The organism is Acidovorax sp. GW823-FHT05D11 (genome assembly GCF_058795695.1).
In genome coordinates, this window is sequence record NZ_CM179502.1 from 4096723 (window position 1) to 4116390 (window position 19668).

General features: G+C 70.5%; 17 protein-coding genes. 7 read left to right on the plus strand and 10 right to left on the minus strand.

Annotated elements, in window-relative coordinates; translation table 11 throughout:
* The first annotated feature begins 137 nt into the window (after positions 1–137).
* Both AC3RCE_RS18850 and AC3RCE_RS18855 read left to right on the plus strand, forming a co-directional pair.
* Entirely contained in the window at positions 138–986 is an 849-nt protein-coding gene (locus AC3RCE_RS18850) for a BPSS1780 family membrane protein (RefSeq protein WP_218295679.1), read from the plus strand.
* On the plus strand, positions 940–1761 hold the full coding sequence (locus AC3RCE_RS18855; RefSeq protein WP_255591090.1) for a FecR family protein: 822 nt from the start codon (positions 940–942) through the stop codon (positions 1759–1761). The genes AC3RCE_RS18850 and AC3RCE_RS18855 overlap by 47 nt, the downstream gene beginning before the upstream one ends.
* Positions 1762–1863: 102 nt before the next feature.
* Here AC3RCE_RS18855 and AC3RCE_RS18860 read toward each other — a convergent pair whose 3' ends face one another.
* Complete coding sequence (locus tag AC3RCE_RS18860) at positions 1864–4089, minus strand: PhoX family protein (protein ID WP_492253674.1); 2226 nt, start codon at positions 4087–4089, stop codon at positions 1864–1866.
* A gap of 312 nt (positions 4090–4401) precedes the next feature.
* On the opposite strand from AC3RCE_RS18860, the gene AC3RCE_RS18865 reads away from it, so the two are divergent.
* The 4 genes from AC3RCE_RS18865 (at position 4402) to AC3RCE_RS18880 (ending at position 9482) form a co-directional block, all read left to right on the plus strand.
* Positions 4402–5622: an imelysin family protein gene (locus tag AC3RCE_RS18865; RefSeq protein ID WP_492253675.1), complete on the plus strand. Its 1221-nt coding sequence runs from the start codon at positions 4402–4404 to the stop codon at positions 5620–5622.
* A 2-nt stretch (positions 5623–5624) separates the two neighbouring features.
* The gene (locus AC3RCE_RS18870) at positions 5625–7115 is read left to right on the plus strand and encodes a di-heme oxidoreductase family protein (RefSeq protein ID WP_492253676.1); all 1491 of its coding nucleotides are present in this window, start codon (positions 5625–5627) and stop codon (positions 7113–7115) included.
* Positions 7116–7195: 80 nt separating this feature from the next.
* The gene (locus AC3RCE_RS18875; protein ID WP_492253677.1) at positions 7196–8314 is read left to right on the plus strand and encodes an imelysin family protein; all 1119 of its coding nucleotides are present in this window, start codon (positions 7196–7198) and stop codon (positions 8312–8314) included.
* Positions 8307–9482 (plus strand): DUF1513 domain-containing protein, encoded by a 1176-nt coding sequence (locus AC3RCE_RS18880; RefSeq protein ID WP_492253678.1) that lies wholly within the window; start codon positions 8307–8309, stop codon positions 9480–9482. The genes AC3RCE_RS18875 and AC3RCE_RS18880 overlap by 8 nt, the downstream gene beginning before the upstream one ends.
* 51 nt (positions 9483–9533) lie before the next feature.
* On the opposite strand, the gene AC3RCE_RS18885 is transcribed toward AC3RCE_RS18880, so the two are convergent.
* Entirely contained in the window at positions 9534–10445 is a 912-nt protein-coding gene (locus tag AC3RCE_RS18885; RefSeq protein WP_218340038.1) for an AraC family transcriptional regulator, read from the minus strand.
* A 107-nt stretch (positions 10446–10552) separates the two neighbouring features.
* Between AC3RCE_RS18885 and AC3RCE_RS18890 the strand changes: the two genes are divergently transcribed.
* On the plus strand, positions 10553–11317 hold the full coding sequence (locus tag AC3RCE_RS18890) for an SDR family oxidoreductase (RefSeq protein WP_218295686.1): 765 nt from the start codon (positions 10553–10555) through the stop codon (positions 11315–11317).
* A gap of 46 nt (positions 11318–11363) precedes the next feature.
* On the opposite strand, the gene AC3RCE_RS18895 is transcribed toward AC3RCE_RS18890, so the two are convergent.
* From AC3RCE_RS18895 to AC3RCE_RS18930, 8 genes are all read right to left on the minus strand, one after another.
* Positions 11364–11615: a zinc ribbon domain-containing protein gene (locus tag AC3RCE_RS18895; RefSeq protein WP_218295687.1), complete on the minus strand. Its 252-nt coding sequence runs from the start codon at positions 11613–11615 to the stop codon at positions 11364–11366.
* Positions 11616–11618: 3 nt separating this feature from the next.
* Entirely contained in the window at positions 11619–12341 is a 723-nt protein-coding gene (locus AC3RCE_RS18900) for an OmpA family protein (RefSeq protein WP_492253679.1), read from the minus strand.
* Positions 12341–12940 (minus strand): DUF4352 domain-containing protein, encoded by a 600-nt coding sequence (locus AC3RCE_RS18905; protein WP_492253680.1) that lies wholly within the window; start codon positions 12938–12940, stop codon positions 12341–12343. Before AC3RCE_RS18905 ends, AC3RCE_RS18900 begins: the two co-directional genes overlap by 1 nt.
* A gap of 99 nt (positions 12941–13039) precedes the next feature.
* Positions 13040–13483 carry a hypothetical protein gene (locus AC3RCE_RS18910; RefSeq protein ID WP_492253681.1) on the minus strand — a complete coding sequence of 148 codons (444 nt, stop codon included), beginning with the start codon at positions 13481–13483 and terminating at the stop codon, positions 13040–13042.
* A 17-nt stretch (positions 13484–13500) separates the two neighbouring features.
* The gene (locus AC3RCE_RS18915; protein WP_255594733.1) at positions 13501–14307 is read right to left on the minus strand and encodes an SEL1-like repeat protein; all 807 of its coding nucleotides are present in this window, start codon (positions 14305–14307) and stop codon (positions 13501–13503) included.
* Positions 14304–15464 carry a CsgG/HfaB family protein gene (locus AC3RCE_RS18920; RefSeq protein ID WP_255591088.1) on the minus strand — a complete coding sequence of 387 codons (1161 nt, stop codon included), beginning with the start codon at positions 15462–15464 and terminating at the stop codon, positions 14304–14306. Before AC3RCE_RS18920 ends, AC3RCE_RS18915 begins: the two co-directional genes overlap by 4 nt.
* A gap of 71 nt (positions 15465–15535) precedes the next feature.
* The gene (locus tag AC3RCE_RS18925; RefSeq protein ID WP_492253682.1) at positions 15536–15994 is read right to left on the minus strand and encodes a hypothetical protein; all 459 of its coding nucleotides are present in this window, start codon (positions 15992–15994) and stop codon (positions 15536–15538) included.
* Between the two features lie 64 nt (positions 15995–16058).
* Positions 16059–19637: a beta strand repeat-containing protein gene (locus AC3RCE_RS18930; RefSeq protein WP_492253683.1), complete on the minus strand. Its 3579-nt coding sequence runs from the start codon at positions 19635–19637 to the stop codon at positions 16059–16061.
* Positions 19638–19668 lie beyond the last annotated feature (31 nt).

Sequence of the window (19668 nt, forward strand, 5' to 3'; positions counted from 1 at the left end):
GGGGATCCCTTGCACCGCGGCCGGAATGGGCCGCTGGGGTAAATTCCAAGCTATGCATTGCACTGCCAGCGGAAGCCTCTCGGCTGCCAGCAGTGCCCGGGCGCAGGCCCCACCCTCTTTTCTCCTCCTAAGCATCCATGAAACTCCACATCGTCCCCGCCCGCACCGGCATGGCCTGGGTCAAGCTCGGCATCCGGACGTTCTGGCGGCAACCCATGGCGCTGGCGGCGCTGTTCTTCATGACCATGGCGTCCATGTCGCTGGCCACGCTGATTCCGCTGGTGGGCCCGGCCATCGCGCTGGTGCTGCTGCCCTCGGCCACCCTGGCCATGATGGTGGCCTCGGCGGAAGCCACGCAGGGGCGGTTTCCCACCCCCGCCGTGCTGCTGGTGGCGTTTCGCACCGGCCAGCAGCGGCTGCGCGACATGCTGGTGCTCGGCGCCCTCTATGCGGCGGGGTTCCTGGCGGTGATGGGCCTGTCGGCGCTGCTGGACGGCGGCCAGTTCGCGCGGGTGTACCTGGGCGGAGCCGCCCTGACCAAGGAAGTGGCGGAAGACCCCGCCTTCCAGGGCGCCATGTGGCTGTCCATGATGCTGTACCTGCCGCTGTCGCTGCTGTTCTGGCATGCCCCGGGGCTCGTGCACTGGCACGGCGTGCCGCCGGTCAAGGCGCTGTTCTTCAGCATCGTGGCCTGCGTGCGCAACTTTGGCGCGTTCCTGGTCTACGGGCTGGGCTGGCTGGGCGTGTTCCTGCTGGGGGGCGTGGTGGTCACGCTGGCGTCCGCGCTGCTGGCCGCGGCGGGGCTGGCCGGATCGACCGCGGGCGGCATCATGGTGGGGGCCGCGATGGTGATGGCGGCCATGTTCTTCACATCGGTGGTTTTCACCTTCCGCGACTGCTTCGAGCCCCCGTCCCATCCAGCCTCCGAGGCACCACCCCATGACGACGCACCGCCCCCACCCGCACCAGCTCCTGGGCCGCACTGAGGACGAGCTGGCCTGGTACCAGCGGCGCGGCCTGCTGCAGGCCGCAGCGCTGTGGATGGCCACGGGCGGCTGGGTGGCCGCGCACGCCCAGTCGCGCAGCAACATCGTGGAGCTGCGCGGCCAGGTGCTGCGCAACGGCGAGGCGCTGACCCCGCAGCACAGCATCGCCGCGGGAGACCGCCTTGAAACCGGGCCCGGCGCCACCGTGGTCTTTGCGGTGGGCGACGGCGCCTTCCTGGTGCGCCAGAACTCGCGCGTGGCGCTGGAGGGCGAGACGCCCACCGCCGTCAGGGTACTGCGCCTGGTCAGCGGCGCCGTGGCCAGCGTGTGGGGCCGGGGCGCGGAGCGCCAGGTGATCCTGCCCACCGCCACCGCCGGCATCCGGGGCACGGGGGTGTACGCCGAGGTCTTCGCCGATCAGGACAACCGGGGCTACTTCTGCAATTGCTACGGCACGGTGGACCTGGCGGCGGGCACCGAAAGCCTGGTCAGCGAAGCGTCATACCACCAGTCGTTCTGGGTCGAGAGCGCGCCGCGCAATGGCCGCCTGCTCACCCCGGCCGGCGCCATCAACCACACCGACGAGGAACTGGAGTTCCTGGCCAGCCTCATCCACCAGCGCACGGCCTGGCAGATCGCCGGGCGCAAGGGCACCAAGGACGGCAGCGGGCAGATGGGTTACACCGCGACGCCCGGCGCGGGCGACACACCCGCCGCCACGCCGGCACGCCCCTCGCCCCCCGCCCCGCCGCCGCCCCCGGGTTCGGACTACTGAGCCCCTGCCCCCAAAACAAAAAGGCCGGCCCCCCTGGGCCGGCCTGCAAGCAACCAATCCATCAAGGAAGGTGAGAGGCCCATTCCCTCTCACCCCGCCCCGTCAGGTGCCCACGTTGCCACCGTCGTTCTTCGTGATCACGATGGTGGCCGAGCGAGGGCGCTTGCCCGCACCGTAGCCGGCGTTGGCGGGCCACTGGCTCTGGAACTTGGCGGGGTCGCCCAGGTTGGCCATGCCGGTGGACTCGCCCGGGTGCTGGATGTTCACGAAGATCGTCTTGCCGTCCGGCGTTTCGGCCAGGCCCGTGATCTCGCAGCCCTTGGGGCCGACCAGGAAGCGCTTGAGCGTGTCGGCCGTGGCGGCCTTGCCCACGGGCGAGACGATGTCGAACTTGCTGCCATCCGCCTTGGTGTAGGTCAGCGTCTTCTTGCCGCCGTCGCCCACCTGGCCGGGCACGGCCGCCAGCATCATGCAGTTGCTCGCATCGGTGTAGGCGCCGTCATCGGTCTGGATCCAGCAGATGCCCGTGGCCTTGCTGAAGGCCAGGCCGTCGGGGCTGGAGAAGTCCTGGTCGTCCGTCAGGGCCGAGATGTTGATCAGCGTCTTCTCGGCGCTGGCTTCCGCGCCGAACAGGTACACGTCCCAGGTGAAGGCCGACACGGACGCACCTTCCTTCAGGCGCACCATGTGGCCGTTGGGGTTGCCTTCCTGCTTGGTCGTGCCCTTCATGTCGGTGTAGGCGCGGGGGTTGGCCGCGTCGGGCAGGTACTGGCCGCTGCCGGGGTTGGCGCTGCGGGCGCTGTTGTTGGTCAGCGTGAAGTACACCTCGCCGTTGGCGGGGTTCACGGCGTTCCACTCGGGGCGGTCCATCTTCGTGGCACCCACGGCGTCGGCGGCCAGGCGGGTGTTGATGACGATGTCGGCCGCGTCGGCGAACTTGTACGTGGCATAGCCGCTGATGGCGGTGTTGGTGAGCGACAGCTCCACCCAGCCGCCGGTGCCGTCGGCGTTGAACTTGGCGGCGTACAGCTTGCCGCTGTCCAGGTACTTGTCGCCGATGGCCAGGCGGTCGCTGGCGTTGGCGTCGGCCGGGTTCCACGTGGCGGTGGACACGAACTTGTAGATGTACTCGCCGCGCGAGTCGTCGCCCATGTAGATGGACAGCGGCTGGCCGGCCACCACCTTGCCGAAGGCCGCGCTCTCGTGCGCGAAGCGGCCCAGGCCGGTGCGCTTCTTGGCCATGCGGGTCTTGTCGTAGGCGTCGATCTCGACGATGTAGCCCATGCCGTTCATCTCGTTGCGGTAGTCGTCCGTGCCGTCCACCGACGTGCCGGTCTTGCTGTTGTTCCAGCGCTGGTACTTGTCGTCGGTGCCGCCGCTTTCCCAGCCGTGGCGCGATGCGGCGCCCTGGTTGCGGCCATAGCGCTTGAGGGCCGTCACGCTCTTGTCGTTGCCGCGCGCGGCATCGTCGGCGGCGCCACGCGTGAAGTAGCCGAACCAGTTTTCCTCACCGGTCAGGAAGGTGCCCCAGGGCGTCTTGCCCGTGCCGCAATTGTTCAGCGTGCCGCGCGTGGTGGTGCCGGTGGGCGAGAACTTGGTGAACAGCTGCGCGCTGCCGCGGGCCGGGCCCGAGATCTCGATGGGGCTGAGCGACGTGAGGCGGAAGTTCAGCGCGGAGTTCTGCGCGTAGGCCCACTTGCCGCCGGACTTGGCCACTTCGATCACGGCGATGCCGTGGATGGCCGTTTCCTTGTCGATTTCCGCTGCGGGACGGGGCAAGGTGGTGGTGCCGCCGTTGGCGTGCAGGAAGTACGAAGACAGCTTCTCGTCGGTGGTGGCTTCGTGGTTGATGGCCAGCAGGCCGCGCTCGGTGGCGTTGTCGCTGCGCTTGCCGTCGGCGCCCAGGCCGAACCATTCCATGCCGTCATGGTGGTCGCCGGCGCGCTTGTCGAAGTCGCCGTCGGTGCCGTCGTTCTTGTACGCGGACACGCCCGCGGCAATGGGGTCCCCCAGCGCGAAGATCACGCTGGCGGTGTAGCCCGCGGGCACGGCCACCACGTCGGCCAGGCTCTTGGACACGGCGCCGAAGCCCAGCAGCTTGGGGCCGGCGGGGGGAGGCGTCACCACGGGGTCGTCGCTGCCGCCACAGGCACTCACGCCGAACCCGGCCAGCACGGTGGTGCCGACGGAGCCCACGCCGCCGCGCAGCAGGCCACGGCGCGACAGGCGGGCGCCCAGCACCGCGTCGAACGTGGGGTTGGCGGAGGTGTTGGCGTTTTCGTTGTTGAAGTCGATGGCCTGCTCGGGCGTATCCACGCGGTGGGTCATGGGGGTTCCTCGGGTTGTTGGTTACAAAACCCCTGGAGCGTAGAAACCGCGGGTGACATCCCCGTGAAGGTTTTGCGTCGGTTTGATGACAGGCGTTCCCGGCCAGGACCCAGGGAATTCAGCAAATACGAATCACTACCATTTGTATAATCCCTTCTCACTCCCGCCCACCCAGCCAGTCGTCTGTGCCCACGCTCGCGCGCAGGCCCCTTCCAGCCAGTGCGGCCCCGCCATCCACACCCATCCTTCGCGGTGCCACCACCGGCCCATGGCCCCGTGCGGCAGCCCGCGTGATTCCCTGGAGACCACTGCATGACATTCCCCTCCCTGAAGACGTCCCTGCTGGGGGCTGCGTTTTTCGCGGGTAGCTTCGCCTGCGCCTACAGCACCGGCGCTGCCGCCCAGACGGCACCGGCGGCGGCCCCGCAGGCCCAGGCGAAACAGGCAGTGACGGCCCAGGCCGTGGCGGCGCACTACGCGCAGCTGGTGCATGCCAACTACAGCGACACCCTGGCCAGCGCGCAGGCATTGCGCGAGGCCATGCAGGCCTTCACCGCCAAGCCCTCGGCCGAGACCCTGGCAGACGCCCGCAAGAAGTGGCTGGCCGCGCGCGAGTTCTACGGCCAGACCGAGGCCTTCCGCTTCTACGGCGGGCCCATCGACAACGACAACGGGCCTGAGGGCCGCATCAACGCCTGGCCCATGGACGAATCGTTCGTCGACAGCGTGCAGGGCAAGCCCAACGCGGGCCTCGTGAACAACCGCAAGTTCGCCATCAACAAGAAGAACCTGTCTGCGCAGAACGAGCGCGGCGGCGAGGAGAACATCGCCACCGGCTGGCATGCCATCGAGTTCTTCCTGTGGGGCCAGGACCTGTCCGAGACCGGCCCGGGCGACCGCAACTTCGAGGACTTCGTGGACGGCAAGGCCCCCAACGCCGACCGCCGCCGTCAGTACCTGACCGTGGTGACCGACCTGCTCATCGACGACCTCACCTCGCTGGTGAAGGCCTGGGCGCCCGACGCCAGGAACAACTACCGCGCCCGCTTCGCGCGCGGCGGCCAGGAGTCCGTGCGCAAGATGCTGGTGGGCCTGGGCTCGCTCTCGCGCGGCGAGCTGGCCGGCGAACGCCTGGAAGTGGCCCTGAACAGCCAGGACCAGGAAGACGAGCACTCGTGCTTCTCTGACAACACCCACCGCGACGCGGTGACCAACGCCAAGGGCATCCAGAACGTGTGGCTGGGCGAGTACCAGCGCGCCGACGGCAGCGTGGTCAAGGGCGCATCGCTGCGCGACCTGGTGGCCGCCAAGGACGCGGCGCTGGCCGACAAGACCACCAAGCAGATCGCGGCCTCGGTGGCTGCCGCCGAAGGCATCCAGGCACCGTTCGACCGCGAGATCATCGGCGGCAAGGACGCACCGGGCCGCCAGCGCATCCAGAAGACCATCGACAGCCTCACGCAGCAAAGCAAGGACCTCGTCGCCGCGGCCAACGCGATCGGCATCACCAAGCTGACCCTGGTCCAGCCCTGAGCATGAAGCCTGCGCAAGCCATTGCCCGCCGGCGCACCGTGCGCCTGGCGGCAGCCAGCACCGCCATCGTCGCACTCGCCAGCTTCGGCGGCTTGGGCCTGCAGTCGCTGACGGCGGCGCCCCGGCCCGACCCGCTGGGCGAAAAAACCGGCGGCGAGACCACGGTGTTCGCCACCGGGCGCAATGCCTTCTCGTTCCCGGCCGCCAACCTGACCGATGAAGAGCGCACGCGCTTCGTCATCGGCAACTCGTTCTTCCGGCGCAACTGGGTGGAAGCGCCCGCGTCCACCAAGGCGCGCGACGGGCTGGGCCCGCACTTCATCGCGCGCTCGTGCGGCGGCTGCCACGTGCAGGACGGCCGGGGCGAACCGCCAGCGATCTTCAACCGCCTGGGCGAAACGAAGGACCCCACGGTGGCCCTGCTGATCCGCCTGTCCATCCCCGGCACCGACGTGCACGGCGGGCCGGTGCACGACCCGGTGTACGGCGACCAGTTCAACAACGCGGCCATCCAGGGCGTCAAGCCCGAAGGCCGCGTGACCCTGCGCTATGACACCATCAAGGGCAAGTTTGCCGACGGCACGCCCTACACGCTGCAAAAGCCCATCTACGGCTTTGCCGACCTGGGCTACGGCCCCCTGCACAAGGACGTGATGACGAGCCCGCGCATCGCGCCACAGATCATCGGCGTGGGCCTGCTCGAAGCCATCGCCGAGGCCGACATCCTGGCCAACGCCGCCGATCAGGCCGCCGCCCCCGGCCCCATCAAGGGCGTGCCCAACAAGGTGTGGGACGGGCCCGCCGGCCGCATGATGGTCGGGCGCTTCGGCTGGAAGGCCAACGTGGCCACCATCGCGCACCAGACGGGCGGCGCCTTCCTGGGCGACATGGGCATCACCTCGCGCCACTTCGCGCAAGAGGCCTGCACGCCCACGCAGAAGGACTGCCTGGCCGCCCCGAGCGGCAAGAGCGGTGGCGACCAAGGCCAGCCCGGCGTGGAGATCGACGACAAGACCCTGGCCGACGTGATCTTCTACCAGGCCACGCTCGCCCCGCCCGCGCGCCGCAACATCAACGATGCACAGGTGCTGCGCGGCGAGGCGCTGTTTGCGCAGGCCCAGTGCGCCACCTGCCACCGGCCGAGCTACGTCACCAAGGAGGGGCCCTTCCCCCAGCTGACGAGCAAGGCACTGAACGGCCAGCGCATTGCGCCCTACACCGACCTGCTGCTGCACGACATGGGCGAGCGCCTGGCCGACGGCCGGCCCGACTTTGGCGCCAACGGCCGCCAGTGGAAGACCCCGGCGCTGTGGGGCACGGGCCTGATCAAGGACGTGAACGGCCACACCCGCCTGCTGCACGACGGCCGTGCGCGCGGCGTGCTCGAAGCCGTGCTGTGGCATGGCGGCGAGGCCGAGGAGGCCAAGAACCAGGTGCTCAGGATGAAGAAAGCCGACCGGGATGCGCTCGTGAAATTCGTGGAGTCGTTATGAGAATTTACCCCCACACTTCCCACTCCGTGTGGTCGCTGCCCCCTGAGGGGGCCGCGTTTTCATCTTGGGGCGGCCCGGCAATGAAAACATCCCTCCTTGCAGCCGCCCTGCTGCTGGCCACCCTGCCCCCTCTCACAGCGCAGGCACAGTCTGCGGCGCCCACTGCACCCCCCATCCCAGCCTGGCAGCGCAACGCCGTGCCGTTCTACGACACGGTGCACGCCCTGCAAGGCATCTACGGCCACTGGGCCCTGCCACGCGCACAGGACTTCGACCGCGATGCCCGCGCCCTGGTGCCCGCCGTGGCGGCGCTGTGCCAGGCGCCGGCGGCAGACGGCAAGGCCGCGCTCGACTCCGCACGCGCCGCCTGGCAGGCCACGGCCCGCGCGTGGGAGCAACTCGCCGCCGTGTCCGTGGGCCCCGTCATCGCACGCCGCAGCCAGCGCGCCATCGACTTCACGCCCACGCGCCCCGCGCTGATCGACAAAGCCATCGCTGCCCAGCCCCAGGGCGCCAAGGCCTTCGAGCGCATCGGCACGCCCGCCAAGGGCCTGCCCGCGCTGGAATGGCTGCTGTGGACGCGCCCTGCCCAGCCCGGCAGCCCCGCCTGCGGCTACGCGCACGAAGTGGCCCTGGATGTGGCGCGGGAATCGGCCGCACTGGCCAAGGCCTATGCCGACGCGGCGGCCACCGACTGGGGCGCCGAGGACGAGCAGGAGGCGTCCACCCAGGCCATCAGCGAATTCGTGAACCAGTGGGTGGGCGGCATCGAGCGCCTGCGCTGGGCGCAGATGGACAAGCCGCTGCGCGCCGCTGGATCGGGATCCGGCGCCCGCACGCCCGACTACCCCCGCACCGCCAGCGGCACCACGCTGGCGGCCTGGGCGGCCACCTGGGGCGGCCTGCGCAGCCTGACCACCCTGCCCGCCAATGCCGACATCCCCGCCGCCGGCGAGGCGCTGGTGCCGCTCGAGATGTACCTGCGCGGCAAGGGCCTGAACCCGCTGGCCGACAAGCTGCGCCAGGCCACCGGCAAGGTCGATGCGTCGATGGCCCAGGTGCAGAAGTCCGGCCTGCAGAACAAGGCGGCCATCCAGCAGACGGCCAAGGACCTGGCGGCGCTGAAGTTTCTGGCCGAGTCCGAAGTGGCGCCCGCGCTGCAGGTGAGCATTGGATTCTCGGATGCAGACGGTGACTGATCTTCTGCACCGCCGCCACGCGCTGGCCCTGCTCGGGGGCCTCGGCGCCTGCGTGATTGCGCCAGGAGCTGTCTTCGCCAAAACCGGTGACCGCGTGCACCTGGCTGCCGCATGGGAACACCAGGGCTTCCACATCGGCGTGCTGTCCACGCAGGAGGGTGCCGGGCAGGCGCTGCAGGTCCACGCATCGCTGGAAGTGCCCACGCGCGCCCACGGCCTGTGCGTGCTGCCTGACGGCTCCGTGCTGGCCACCGCCCGCCGGCCCGGCGACTGGCTGGTGCGCTGGCAGCCGGACAAAGACAGCGAGCCCCAGTGGCTGTGGCAAGACGGCGAGCGCTCCTTCAACGGCCACGTGCTCGCCAGCGCCGATGGCCAGCGGCTGTACACCACCGAGACCGACGCCGAGACCGGCGCGAGCTTGATCGTGGCGCGCGACGCCCACACGCTCGCGAAAACCGCCGAATGGCCTACCCACGGCATCGACGCGCATGAATTGCTCTGGGACACGCAGGGCGGCAAGAGCAAGGGCCAAGGCAGCGCCGCCCCCACGCTGATCGTCGCCAACGGCGGCGTGCCCACCGCGCCAGAAACAGGCCGCGTCAAGCGCGACCTGGGCACCATGGACTCATCGCTCGTGCGGCTCGACGCCCGCACGGGCCGGCTGCTGGGCCAATGGCGCCTGCAGGACCCCCGCCTGAGCCTGCGCCACCTGGCATGGAGCCCCGATGGAACCACGCTGGGCATCGCGCTGCAGGCCGAGCACGACGACGCAGCCGCCAAGGACGCCGCCCCGGTACTGGCCCTGTTCGACGGCACGGCGCTGCGCGTGGTGGCTGCACCCCAGGCCATCGCCCAGGGCATCCACGGCTACGGCGGCAGCATGGCCGCCACGCCCGCCGGCTGGGCCGTGAGCTGCCCCCGCGCCCACGGCATTGCCACGTTTTCATTGCAGGGCGAGTGGCAGGGCCTGGTGCCCCTGCCCGAGGCCTGCCCCCTGGCGGTGCAAGGCGGCGCGCTGTGGGCAGGCGGCCTGGGCGCCAGCCTGCAGGGCGCGCAGGCCGCCGTGCCCCTGCGCCACCCGCATGGCCGGGGCTTGCAGGATGTGCGGCTGGACAACCACTGGGTGCTGGCGCAGAAAATTGGAATGAAAAGTGCCCCCAGCGCTTGATGGACAAGCGCAACCAGCTATACAAAACATAGCAACCAACCCGCAGGCCTGCTACTGCTGCTGGCGCGCGTAGCGGCCGGGCGCCAGCCCGACATGGCGGCTGAACGCCGTGCTGAACGTGCTGGCCGAGCTGTAGCCCACGCGTTCCGCGACCTCATGAAGCCCCACGCCGCCACCGCTGCGCAGCAGGTTCTTGGCCAGCGCCATGCGCCAGGCGAGCAGGTATTCCATGGGCGGCACCCCCACGGCGCGCAGGAAGCGCTCGAAAAAAGTGGACCGTGACAACGCCGCCTCCCGGGCCAGCGCGTCCACCGTCCATGACCGCTCCGGGGCGCTGTGCATCAGGCGCAGGCCCACCGCCACGCGGGCGTCCGCCAGCCCACGCAGCAGCCCGGGGGGCGCACCATCGCGGTTGCTCGATCGCAGGGCCTCGATCAGCAGCACCTCCACCAGGCGATCCAGCACCAGTTCACGGCCCGGCAGCGCGGCCAGGCACTCTTGCCGCACCAGTTGCACCAGGGTCGGCAGCCGCTCCACGCCGCGCACGTGCAGCATGTCCGGCAGCAGCGACACCAGCAACGCGGCGTCGGGGGAGTCGAACTCGAAGTAGCCGCCCAGCATGCGCATGTCCGGCGGGCTATCAGGCGTGCCATGGCGCAGCCCATGCTCGCCGTCTGGTGCGGGCATGCGGTGGGGGTCCATGAATACCGGCGCCGCCGGTTGCTCCATGCCCGACAAGGTGAACCCCGGTGTCGCGGGCAAAAGCACGAAGTCGCCCGCTTCCAGCGCCACGGGCTCTTGCCCCGCGAGGGCGAGCACGCACTGTCCCTCCAGCATGGTGCAAAAGCTCGGGCTGCCGAACTCGCCATAGCGCACGGCCCAGGGCCCCGCGCCGCTGATCAGCTTGGAGAACACGGCGCGCGGCCGCAGCAGAGCGATGACCTGCGCGAGGGGATCGACCACGGTCGGACTCCTGCAAAAGAAAATCAGACTTTAGATTGTAGTTAATCCGACTCCGGCCCGATATCGTTGCACCACTTTCCATCGCAACCCATCCACGGAGTTTCACCATGAAGACCATCCTGATCACCGGCTGCTCGTCCGGCTACGGCCTTGCCACCGCCCGCCACTTCCACGCCCAGGGCTGGAACGTGATCGCCAGCATGCGCACCCCGCGCACCGACCTGCTGCCGCCATCGGACCGCCTGCGCATCCTGCCGCTGGACGTGACCCGGTCCGACAGCATCGCCCAGGCGCTGCAGGCCGCAGGCCCCATCGACGTGCTGGTGAACAACGCGGGCCTGGGCCTGTTCGGCGCCTTCGAGGCCACGCCCATGGCCACGGTGCGCGACATCTTCGACACCAACACCTTCGGCACCATGGCGGTGACCCAGGCCGTGCTGCCGCAGATGCGCGACCGGCGCGCGGGCCTGGTGGTCAACGTCACGTCCAGCGCCACCCTGGCACCCATGCCGCTCGTGGCCGCCTACACCGCCAGCAAGACCGCCATCGAGGGGTTCACCGCCTCGCTGGCCTTCGAGCTGGAGGCCTTTGGCGTCCGCGTGAAACTCGTGGAGCCCGGCTATGCGCCCACCACGCAGTTCACCGCCAATGGCGCCGAGCGCATGCAGGGGCTGATCCCTCCCGCCTATGCGCCCTGCGCCCAGTCCGTCTTCGCCGCCCTGGGCCAGCCCGCGGCCGTGACGACCGAGCAGGATGTGGCCGAGGCCGTGTGGGCGGCGGTGAACGATGCGTCAGCGCGGCTGCGCTATGCGGCGGGCGCGGATGCGGTGGCGCTGGCGGGCGCCCACGGCGCAGGCACCTTGGCGCATTGATGCGCTCTGTGGACTCGCAAGCGTGAACCCTCCGGGACGCGCAAGGTCACCGCCCGGTGAACATGAAATACGCCAGCACGCACACCGCCAGCGCCACGATGAGCCTGGCAATCCAGGGGGTGACCAGCCACGCGCCCAGGGCCAAGGCCACACGGCCCCACACATGCGGCGACTGCAGCGCGTTTTGGGGTTCCGCGGGCGAAGCGCCCTGGGCCTGCAGGGGGTAGCCGCAGGACGGGCAGGCGGGCGCCTTCGACGAGACTTCACGCCCGCATTCCGGGCAACGCACAAGGGCCATGGTCTACCTGCCTTCCCGGAGCGGCACGCCGATGAGGATCTGAACGCGCCGGTTGAGCTGCCGGCCCTGCGGGTCGTCCCGGCCGTCCGGCGTGGTGTTGGGCGCCACGGGCTGGCGCTTGCCCTGGCCCTGCACAGCGGCCTGCCGGCCCGTCTGGCGGTGCAGTGCACGCGCCACGGCCTCGGCGCGGCGCAGCGACAGGCTGTCGTTGTAGGCGTCGGTGCCTTTGCCATCGGTGTGGCCCACCACCGTGAGCGGCGCCGCCGCATAGCTCTTGATGAGTTCCGCCGCCTTGTCCAGCGAGGACGCCGCGTCCGCGCGCAGGTCGGATTTGTCGAAATCGAACAGCACGTCCGCCGGCAGGTCGATGGAGATGGCCTGCTCGGGCGTGGGCCGGGCCTTGAGCTCCGCCAGCAGGGCGCGCGTCTGCTCCAGCCGCTCCCTGGGCACCTCGGCCTCGCGCAGAATCGTTTGTGGCCCTGCGCTGCGCTGCAGCGTGGTGTCCTGCCGCCGTCCCACCAGCCCGCCCGCGGGCTCCTGCGCGCGCAGCGTGGTCGATGGCGCGCCCGATGCGGGCACCAGCCGCGTGGGCACGGCGCCCAGCGCCCGGCCGCTGCGCACGACCTCCAGCGCATGTGCCGGCCCGCAAGCCGCCAGCGCTACCAGCAGGGCGCAGGCCGGCGCGACGGCGTGCGCCCCGGCGGCCGCCAAGCCCGGATGCCGCATCAGCCGCCCTGCAGCGGCAGGTCGACGACCAGCCCCGGCGCCACGATGTTGTCGCCCTGGTTGCCATCGTTGAACACGAGCTTGAGCTTGCGCGCCGACGGCGCCACGGCGCCCATGAACACGAGCTGGCCGTCCAGCGTCTCGCCCTCGCGGATGGTGATGTCACGGTTGTTGTCGGGCCGCTTGATGTGCAGGCGGGCACCGCTCTCATCCTGCAGGTAGGTGTCGGCCAGGGCCAGCATGGTGGTGTCGGTGATGCGGTTGGCGAACGAGATGCTCACGTCGAGCACCGTCGCGTCCGCGCCGATCTCGACCGCCTTGACGCGCACCGTGACGCCCGCGGCGGCCACGCCCTGGATGGACATGGGGACCTTCTTGGGCGTGGCGGCGGCTGGCACGGCCGCCGGTGCTGGTGCTGGCGCTGCCTGGGTTGCAGGTGCAGTGGGTGCGGGGCCCGCGGCGGGCACGGGCGCGGTCGCTGCAGCCACCTGCGGCTCCGGCGCGCGCTCCTTGCACGCTGCCAGCACAACGGCGGCAGCGGCCACGGCCAGGGCCGCCCCCCTGCGCGATGGCGTCCACACGGGAGTCGTTGAATTCATGGTGTCTGGTGCTCCTGGTTCATCAATCACTGTCCATGGTGGTTGCCGTGGCGCGGTTTGCGAGGAGGGTCTGCGCAACGGCGGGTCGGGCGCCACGCATCAGCGAATGCGGATGCTGTTGGTCTGGCCCGCCGTCCCCCCTGCCTTCGGGGGCTGCGGGCAATCGCCGGTGCGCACGTCATTCGCATTGCGGCCCTGCACGATGACCGTGCGGCCCTCCAGGCGCGCGCCCGATACGTCCACGCTGTTGACGGAGGCCGAGCCATCTGCGGCGCAACGTGTGCCGGACGCGGTATTACCCGAGACCTCGATGCGGTTGCCCGCGCCCGCGCCGCTGGCAGCGCTGGTGGCAGGCTGCACTGGCGCGGCAGGCCGTGACACGGGGTTCGCGCGGCCCTGGCGAGGCGGGTCCAGCGGCCCGGCGCGCTCGGGCCCGATGGGCCCCACGGGGCCGACCGGGCCCACGGGCCCCACCGGGCCTGCGGCCCGGACCGTGGCACACGCCAGCAGCAACAGCAGCGCGAACAATGATGTGCCGTTCATGGTGGGAAAACCTCGCATCAGGGCGGTGCCTTTCCGGGCGTTCCAGGCAAGCTGCCGCCAGGCACCGCAGCCGGAGCCGGCGCACCCGAGGCCGGGCGGGGCACGGCCGACATGCCCGGCAGGACGGAACCCGGCCGAACGGCCCCCGCCGCCGCGGGCCGCGGGTCACCGCCTTTGTCGGAGCCCTCCCCCGCGGCCTGGCGCTGGATGCGCGCCTCCAGTTCCGATGCGAAGCGCTCGGCCAGGGCCACTTCTTCCACGGCCATTTCCGCGCCCAGTTCGTTGATCACCGACACCACATTGCGGTGGGTGCCGGTGTCGGGCTGGCTCATGCGCTCCAGCAGGCGTGCATAGCCCAGGGCCCGCACGTTGTCCTTGGGAACGCCCTGGCCCTTGCGGTTCATCTCCGTCAGGCGCTGCATCGCGCGCGGATCGCCGCGCACGGCGGCCAGCAGGTACCAGCGGTAGGCCTGGCCCATGTCGCCCAGGCCGGACCGGGGGTTCTGGTACGCATCGCCGACGAACGAAAGCAGCTGCGGGTTCTGCGTGTTCAGGGCTTCGCGCTTCAGGCGCTCGAGCTCGTTGCGGTAGATCGGCCCCTGGCAGCCCAGCTCGGCCACGCCGCGCTCCAGCGCCTCGTTGCACGCTTCGAGGAAACGCGCACCCGCCGTGGCCCCGGGGGCCGCCGCCTGCTGTGCCGGCGTGGGCGCGGGTGCAGGCGCCGGCGGAGCGGCCGGCGGCAGCTGCGCGAAGGCGGGCGCATGCAGGGCAGCCCCCACCACCCAGGGCGCGCAGCGGTAGAACATGCGGGCGCCACGCATCATGTGCCAGCCTTCGTGCCCGCCGGGGTGCCGCCGGGGGCCGGCGCCGCACCGGCCAACGCGGGTGCCTGCGCCGTGTCCCAGGCCATGGGCACACCAAAGAAAAGGGGCTCAAAACCCTGCCAGGTCATCACGTCCACGGCGCCCAGGGAGGGGTACCGCTGCGCATACACCTTCTCCAGCGCCTGCCGGGTCTCGTCGTCGTATTTCTGCGTCACCTGCAGCGGCTCGCCGTACTTGCGCAGCGTCACCTGGATCAGCCCCAGCTTGAGCTCGGGCGTCAGCCCGTTGTAGGCCGCGCGCATGTTCTCCACCACCACGGGGTCCGGCGTGCCGTTGGGAATGCAGCGCCAGTACGGCGTGTTGGTGGCCTTGCCGATCAGCTCCAGCACGCTCAGGTCCACCAGCGTGCGGATGGCCGAATGGCGCCCCTGCAGGTACTTGCCTTCCAGCTTGAAGCCGAAGGCATCGCCGTAAAAGCCCAGGCTGGCGTTGTCCTCGGAGCTGAAGTTGAGCACCTTGACCACGTTGGAGGCCTGCACCTGGGGCACCATCTGCTGCGTGGAGAAACTCACGAGGTTCAGGTCCAGCGCCAGTGCCGAATAAATGGCCGTGCGCTTGATGTCGCCTCCCAGCGTGGTCTTGCCGTTGCCCTTGCCGAACTCGATGCCCGCCGAATTCACGCGCCCCGCGCCCGCGATGGCACGGTCGAACTCCGTGAGCGCCCCCGTGATCAGGAAGTCCGGCATGGTCACGCCAAACTTGGCGCCCAGCTGGGCCTGCGACACCAGGTAGTCCGGGTGGTAGGGCACATAGACCACGCGCGCACCGATGCGGTTGACGGCCGTGCGCACCATCTCGGTGATGTCGCCGGGAATCTCCGCCCCCACGAGCGGGCTGGAGAGGTTGGTGGCATCCAGGATGCTGCGCGTCTGCATGTAGATGACGGGATCGCCTTCCTTGTAGACATCGAGCATGCGCCCGAAGCGGCCGAGCGCCAGCGCGTAGGGGCTCAGGTTGGTGACCGGCAGCAGCTTGTCGGCCTCGCGCTCCTGCAGCAGCGTATTGGCGTCCTTGAGGGCGTTTTCCGTGGATGCACAGCCAGCGAGCGTGGCCACTGCCAGCGCCAGCGCTCCCCATCGCAATGTTCTTTTCGTCATGGTTCTTTGTTGTGGTGGTGGTATCAAAAGCCCCGCTCTCCCGGGGCTGCAAGGCAGAAGGCCCGCGGCCGTCAGCGGCCGGAATTGAGGACGGTGATGTTTTCCACGCCCTTGCCTTCCACGTACAGCGTCACGTTGCCGTTCACGTTGCCCTGGATCACGGGGCTGGCGATGCGCAGCGTGCCGTCGGGCGCGCGCTGCACATCGGAATACGTGGAACGGATCACGATGTTCTTTTGCCCGTCGGGCAGCTTCAGCGTGCCGTCGGGCTGCACCAGCGCGCTCTGGTCCACCAGCGTGTTCTGCGAGATGGCGCGGTTCACGCGGGCCTTGGCACTCACCGACGGATAGACCCCGTCGTTGAGCCGCACACCGCTTTGCGCCATGTCCTTGTAGGCACCCAGCTGTTCGCCGTAGTTCACCAGCTGGGCCTGCGCGCCGGCGCCCATCAGCGCCAGTGCCCCTGTCCCGCACCAAAGGCCCAGGGCGCGCAGCGTGCGCCGATGGGAGTTTTCGTCCAGATTTTTCATTGCGACTCCTTCATCCACTGAAAACCAAAAACGCGCCGCTGCGCACCCGCCAGGCAGCGCCGCCCTACATGCTGAGCAGGTTCACGGCCGGCAGCACCGTGACGGACTGGTTCACCACGCCCGTGGAGGGGATGGCGTACGTGTAGCCGGGATTGGCGGCAAACGGGGTGTTGCCCGCCACGCCGACCACGCCGGTGATGGCCCCGCCCACATTGCGCACGCTGCCAGAGGTCATGCCCGCCGCGGCCGCCGACATGTTTCCGACGATGGTCACCGCGCCGGTGATCACCCCCTGGTTGACCACCGAGTTGGACACGCCGCCCACGGCCGCATGGCCCTGGTTGCCGGCGATCACGACCGTGCCCGCCATCACGCCGTGGTTCACCAGCGAGTTGACCGTGCCGCCCAGCGTGGCGCTGCCCCGGTTGCCCGCGATCAGCACCCGGCCCGAGAGCTGGCCCCGGTTGTCCACGCTGTTGACGGTGCCGCCGCCCGTGGCATTGCCCTGATTGCCGGTCACCACGATCTGCGCGCCCGCCATGCTGCCGCTGTTGTTCACACCGTTGACAAGGCCGCCGCCGCTGGCCCGGCCCGTGTTGCCCGCGATCAGGATCTGGCTGCCCTTGATGGAGCCCGATCCCGTGACGCTGTTGACCTTGCTGCTGGCACCCTGCGCACTGGCCTGGTTGCCCAGGATGGTGATGCTCGACGCCGTGATGCTCCCCCCGCCGCGCACGCTGTTGGCCAGCCCGCCGCTGGCCGACCCCGCGTTGCCGATGATGGTGATCTGGCTGCCCGAGATGCGGCCATCGCCCACCACGCTGTTGATCGCCCCGCCATCCCGCGCCGAACCCTGGTTGCCCAGGATGGTGATGCTGCCGCCCTGCAGCGTGCCCGCGATGTCCACGCTGTTGGCCACCCCCTGCTCGCCCGAGCCCTGGTTGGCGGTCACGGTGACCGACGAGCCGGCCACGCGCCCACGGCCCTGTGCGCGCACGCTGTTGGCCAGCCCGTCCCGGCTGGCGGCGCGGGCGCTGCCCTGGTTGGCCACCACCTGCACCGCGCTGCCCTGCAGCGTCCCGTCGGCCTGCACGCTGTTGGCCAGCGCCGTGCTGCCCTGCTCGGCCTGGGTGGACACCGCCGTGTTGGCGGCCACCAGCGCCTGGACCCCGTCCACGCGGCCACCGGAGCCCTGCGAAAAACTGTTGGCCGCCGCCAGGCCCTCGGTGGCGAACACACGCCCCGCCGTGTTGCCCATCAGCTGCAGGCTGGCCGCGCGCATGTCCCCCAGCACCTGGATGGCGTTGGCATTGGCCTGCCCCACGCCCCTGCCAAACGCGGCAAAGCCGCCCACCGTGCCCTCGCGCCCTTCGCTGCGCACGTCGGCCGCCGTGTTGCCCGCGAGCGTCAGCGTGCTGGCCTCCACGCGGCCCTGGGCGTTGACCGACAGCGCATTGGCGTTGATGCGGCCACCGTCAGCGTTCAGCTGCCGGGCCGTATTGCCCACCACCTGCAGGGTGCTGCGGGCCAGCGCCGTGGCGCCCGAGCCATCCATGTACAGCCCGTTGGCCGCCAGCACGCCATTGGACTTGGTGCCCACGCCCAGTGCCTGCGCGCCACTGCCGGCGGCGCGGATGTCCTCGCCCGTGTTGCCCGCGATGACCACCGGGCTGCCCTGCACCCGCGCGCCACGGTAGGCCGCCAGCACATTGACCAGGGCGGTGCCTCCGGGCGCGTGCACGCCGCGCGCGGAGTTCCCGGCGATCAGCCAGGGCGACGATGCATCCACCAGCGCATCGTCGTGCAGCACCAGGGCATTGGCGGCGGCCCGCGCGCGGCTCTCGCGCCCGGCCAGCCCCCCCGCGCCGGAGACCGAATCCGCCGCGGTGCTCATGTCGCTGGCCGTGTTGCCACTCAGCACACCCGCCGCCGACAGGCGCGAGGGCGCGCCCGCGCCGTTTTCCAATGCAATGCTGTTGGCCAGCAGCGCGCCTCCGCGTGCCGTCAGCCGCGATGCGGTGTTGCCCGCCAGCGTCAGCGTCTGCGCATCAAGCTGCGACCCCGTGACCGCCAGCGTGTTCGCCAGCGCGGCCGACTGCTGGCTGGCCGAAAACAGAAGCCCCCCGCCCGCCTGCGCCGCATAGCCGGTGGACCGCACCCCGTCGGCGCGGTTGCCCGCCAGGGTCAGGGCGGTGTCCTGCACGCGGCCCTCGCTCACCATCAGCGTGTTGGCCGCGGCCAGCCCGCCCGAGCCCGTGATGGCCTGGCCGTGGTTCCCGCTGACGGTGACGGCGGCGCGCTCCAGCGTGGACTGGTGGTCCGCCACCACGGTGTTGGCCAGTGCGCGGCCGTTGCGCTCCAGGGCGCCGACGAGGCCACCGCCAATGGTGCCCGAGCCTGCGGCCGTGCGCACCTGGTCGGCCACGTTGCCCGCCAGCAGCACGGTGCCAGCCCGCACGGTCGCGTTGTCCAGCCAAAGGCTGTTGGCCGCCGCCCCGCCCCCGGTCGCAACCACATCGCGCGCCTGGTTGCCGCTGAGGCGGTGCACGGGCCCCTCGGCCAGTTCGCCCCGGGTCACGGAGATGGTGTTGGCCAGGGCCGAGGCGGACACCCGCACGTCGGCCAGCGCCCCGCCGAGAATGGATCCTTCACCGCCCCAGGCCTGCACGTTGCGTGCGGTATTGCCCGAAACGCCCGCCTGGTAGCCCGCCGAACCGACGAGCTTGTGGTCGGATAAGCTGATGCTGTTGGCCAGGGCGCTGCCGCCCGTCGCGATGACCTGGGCCGCTTCATTGCCCGCCAGGACCAGTTGCGCGCCCTTGAGCTCGCTCGACGCCAGGGTGACCGCGTTGGCCGCCGCCACCCCCGTCAGATCCACCTGGGCAATGGTGCCGCGCCCCACGCCGGCGCTGCCGCCGCCTGCGCGCACGTCCTGCGCGCGGTTGCCGGTGTGCAGGATGCGGGTGTCCTCCAGGGTGGACCGGGCCGCGGTGAGCGCATTGGCGAGCGCTGATCCGCCGATGGAGGTGACGCCACGGGCCTCGTTGCCGACCAGCGCCACCTCGGAATTGCGCACGTCGGTCGCATCCAGCAGCACGCTGTTGGCCGTGGCGCGGCCGGGCATCTGCAGCGAACCGGTACCCAGCAGCACCTCGGACTTGGCGCCGAAGGCCGCGACGTCGGCCGCGCGGTTGCCCTGCACGATCAGGCGGCTCGCCGTGAGCTGCTTCGTACCCGTGGCGCTGGCCGCCAGCACCATGTTGGCGGTGGCGGCACCGCCCAGGGCGTGCACGAAGCCCGTCACCTGGTTGCCCAGCACCTGCACCTGGGACTGGCGCACGTCCATCGCTGCCAGGCCGATGCCGTTGGCCTGCGCGGTGCCCGCCAGGTCCACGCGCATGCCGACATTGGCCAGGGCGGAGCCCTTGCCGCCGGTGGAGATCACCGGTCCCGTGGAGCGGTTGCCGAGCACCTGGATCTGGCTGCCCGCGTCCACCTGCGTGCCGGCACTGTTCTTGTGCCAGCCCACCCCGGCGAGCATGGACTCCTGCGCCTGACCGCGCAGCGGCGCCAGGGCCACGGAAAGACCGAGCAGCCAGAGCGCCGCGGCTTCATGGCGTTGCGTCTTGCGCGTTGTGTGCACTCACAGCCCCTTTTCTGGATGGACAGGATGG

Coding starts and splice junctions, on each gene's coding strand:
- AC3RCE_RS18920 (WP_255591088.1), bottom strand. CDS start 15,464: ATGACGAAAAGAACATTGCGATGGGGAGCGCTGGCGCTGGCAGTGGCC.
- AC3RCE_RS18875 (WP_492253677.1), top strand. CDS start 7,196: ATGAAAACATCCCTCCTTGCAGCCGCCCTGCTGCTGGCCACCCTGCCC.
- AC3RCE_RS18850 (WP_218295679.1), top strand. CDS start 138: ATGAAACTCCACATCGTCCCCGCCCGCACCGGCATGGCCTGGGTCAAG.
- AC3RCE_RS18925 (WP_492253682.1), bottom strand. CDS start 15,994: ATGAAAAATCTGGACGAAAACTCCCATCGGCGCACGCTGCGCGCCCTG.
- AC3RCE_RS18915 (WP_255594733.1), bottom strand. CDS start 14,307: ATGATGCGTGGCGCCCGCATGTTCTACCGCTGCGCGCCCTGGGTGGTG.
- AC3RCE_RS18860 (WP_492253674.1), bottom strand. CDS start 4,089: ATGACCCACCGCGTGGATACGCCCGAGCAGGCCATCGACTTCAACAAC.
- AC3RCE_RS18865 (WP_492253675.1), top strand. CDS start 4,402: ATGACATTCCCCTCCCTGAAGACGTCCCTGCTGGGGGCTGCGTTTTTC.
- AC3RCE_RS18890 (WP_218295686.1), top strand. CDS start 10,553: ATGAAGACCATCCTGATCACCGGCTGCTCGTCCGGCTACGGCCTTGCC.
- AC3RCE_RS18870 (WP_492253676.1), top strand. CDS start 5,625: ATGAAGCCTGCGCAAGCCATTGCCCGCCGGCGCACCGTGCGCCTGGCG.
- AC3RCE_RS18895 (WP_218295687.1), bottom strand. CDS start 11,615: ATGGCCCTTGTGCGTTGCCCGGAATGCGGGCGTGAAGTCTCGTCGAAG.
- AC3RCE_RS18900 (WP_492253679.1), bottom strand. CDS start 12,341: ATGCGGCATCCGGGCTTGGCGGCCGCCGGGGCGCACGCCGTCGCGCCG.
- AC3RCE_RS18910 (WP_492253681.1), bottom strand. CDS start 13,483: ATGAACGGCACATCATTGTTCGCGCTGCTGTTGCTGCTGGCGTGTGCC.
- AC3RCE_RS18905 (WP_492253680.1), bottom strand. CDS start 12,940: ATGAATTCAACGACTCCCGTGTGGACGCCATCGCGCAGGGGGGCGGCC.
- AC3RCE_RS18855 (WP_255591090.1), top strand. CDS start 940: ATGACGACGCACCGCCCCCACCCGCACCAGCTCCTGGGCCGCACTGAG.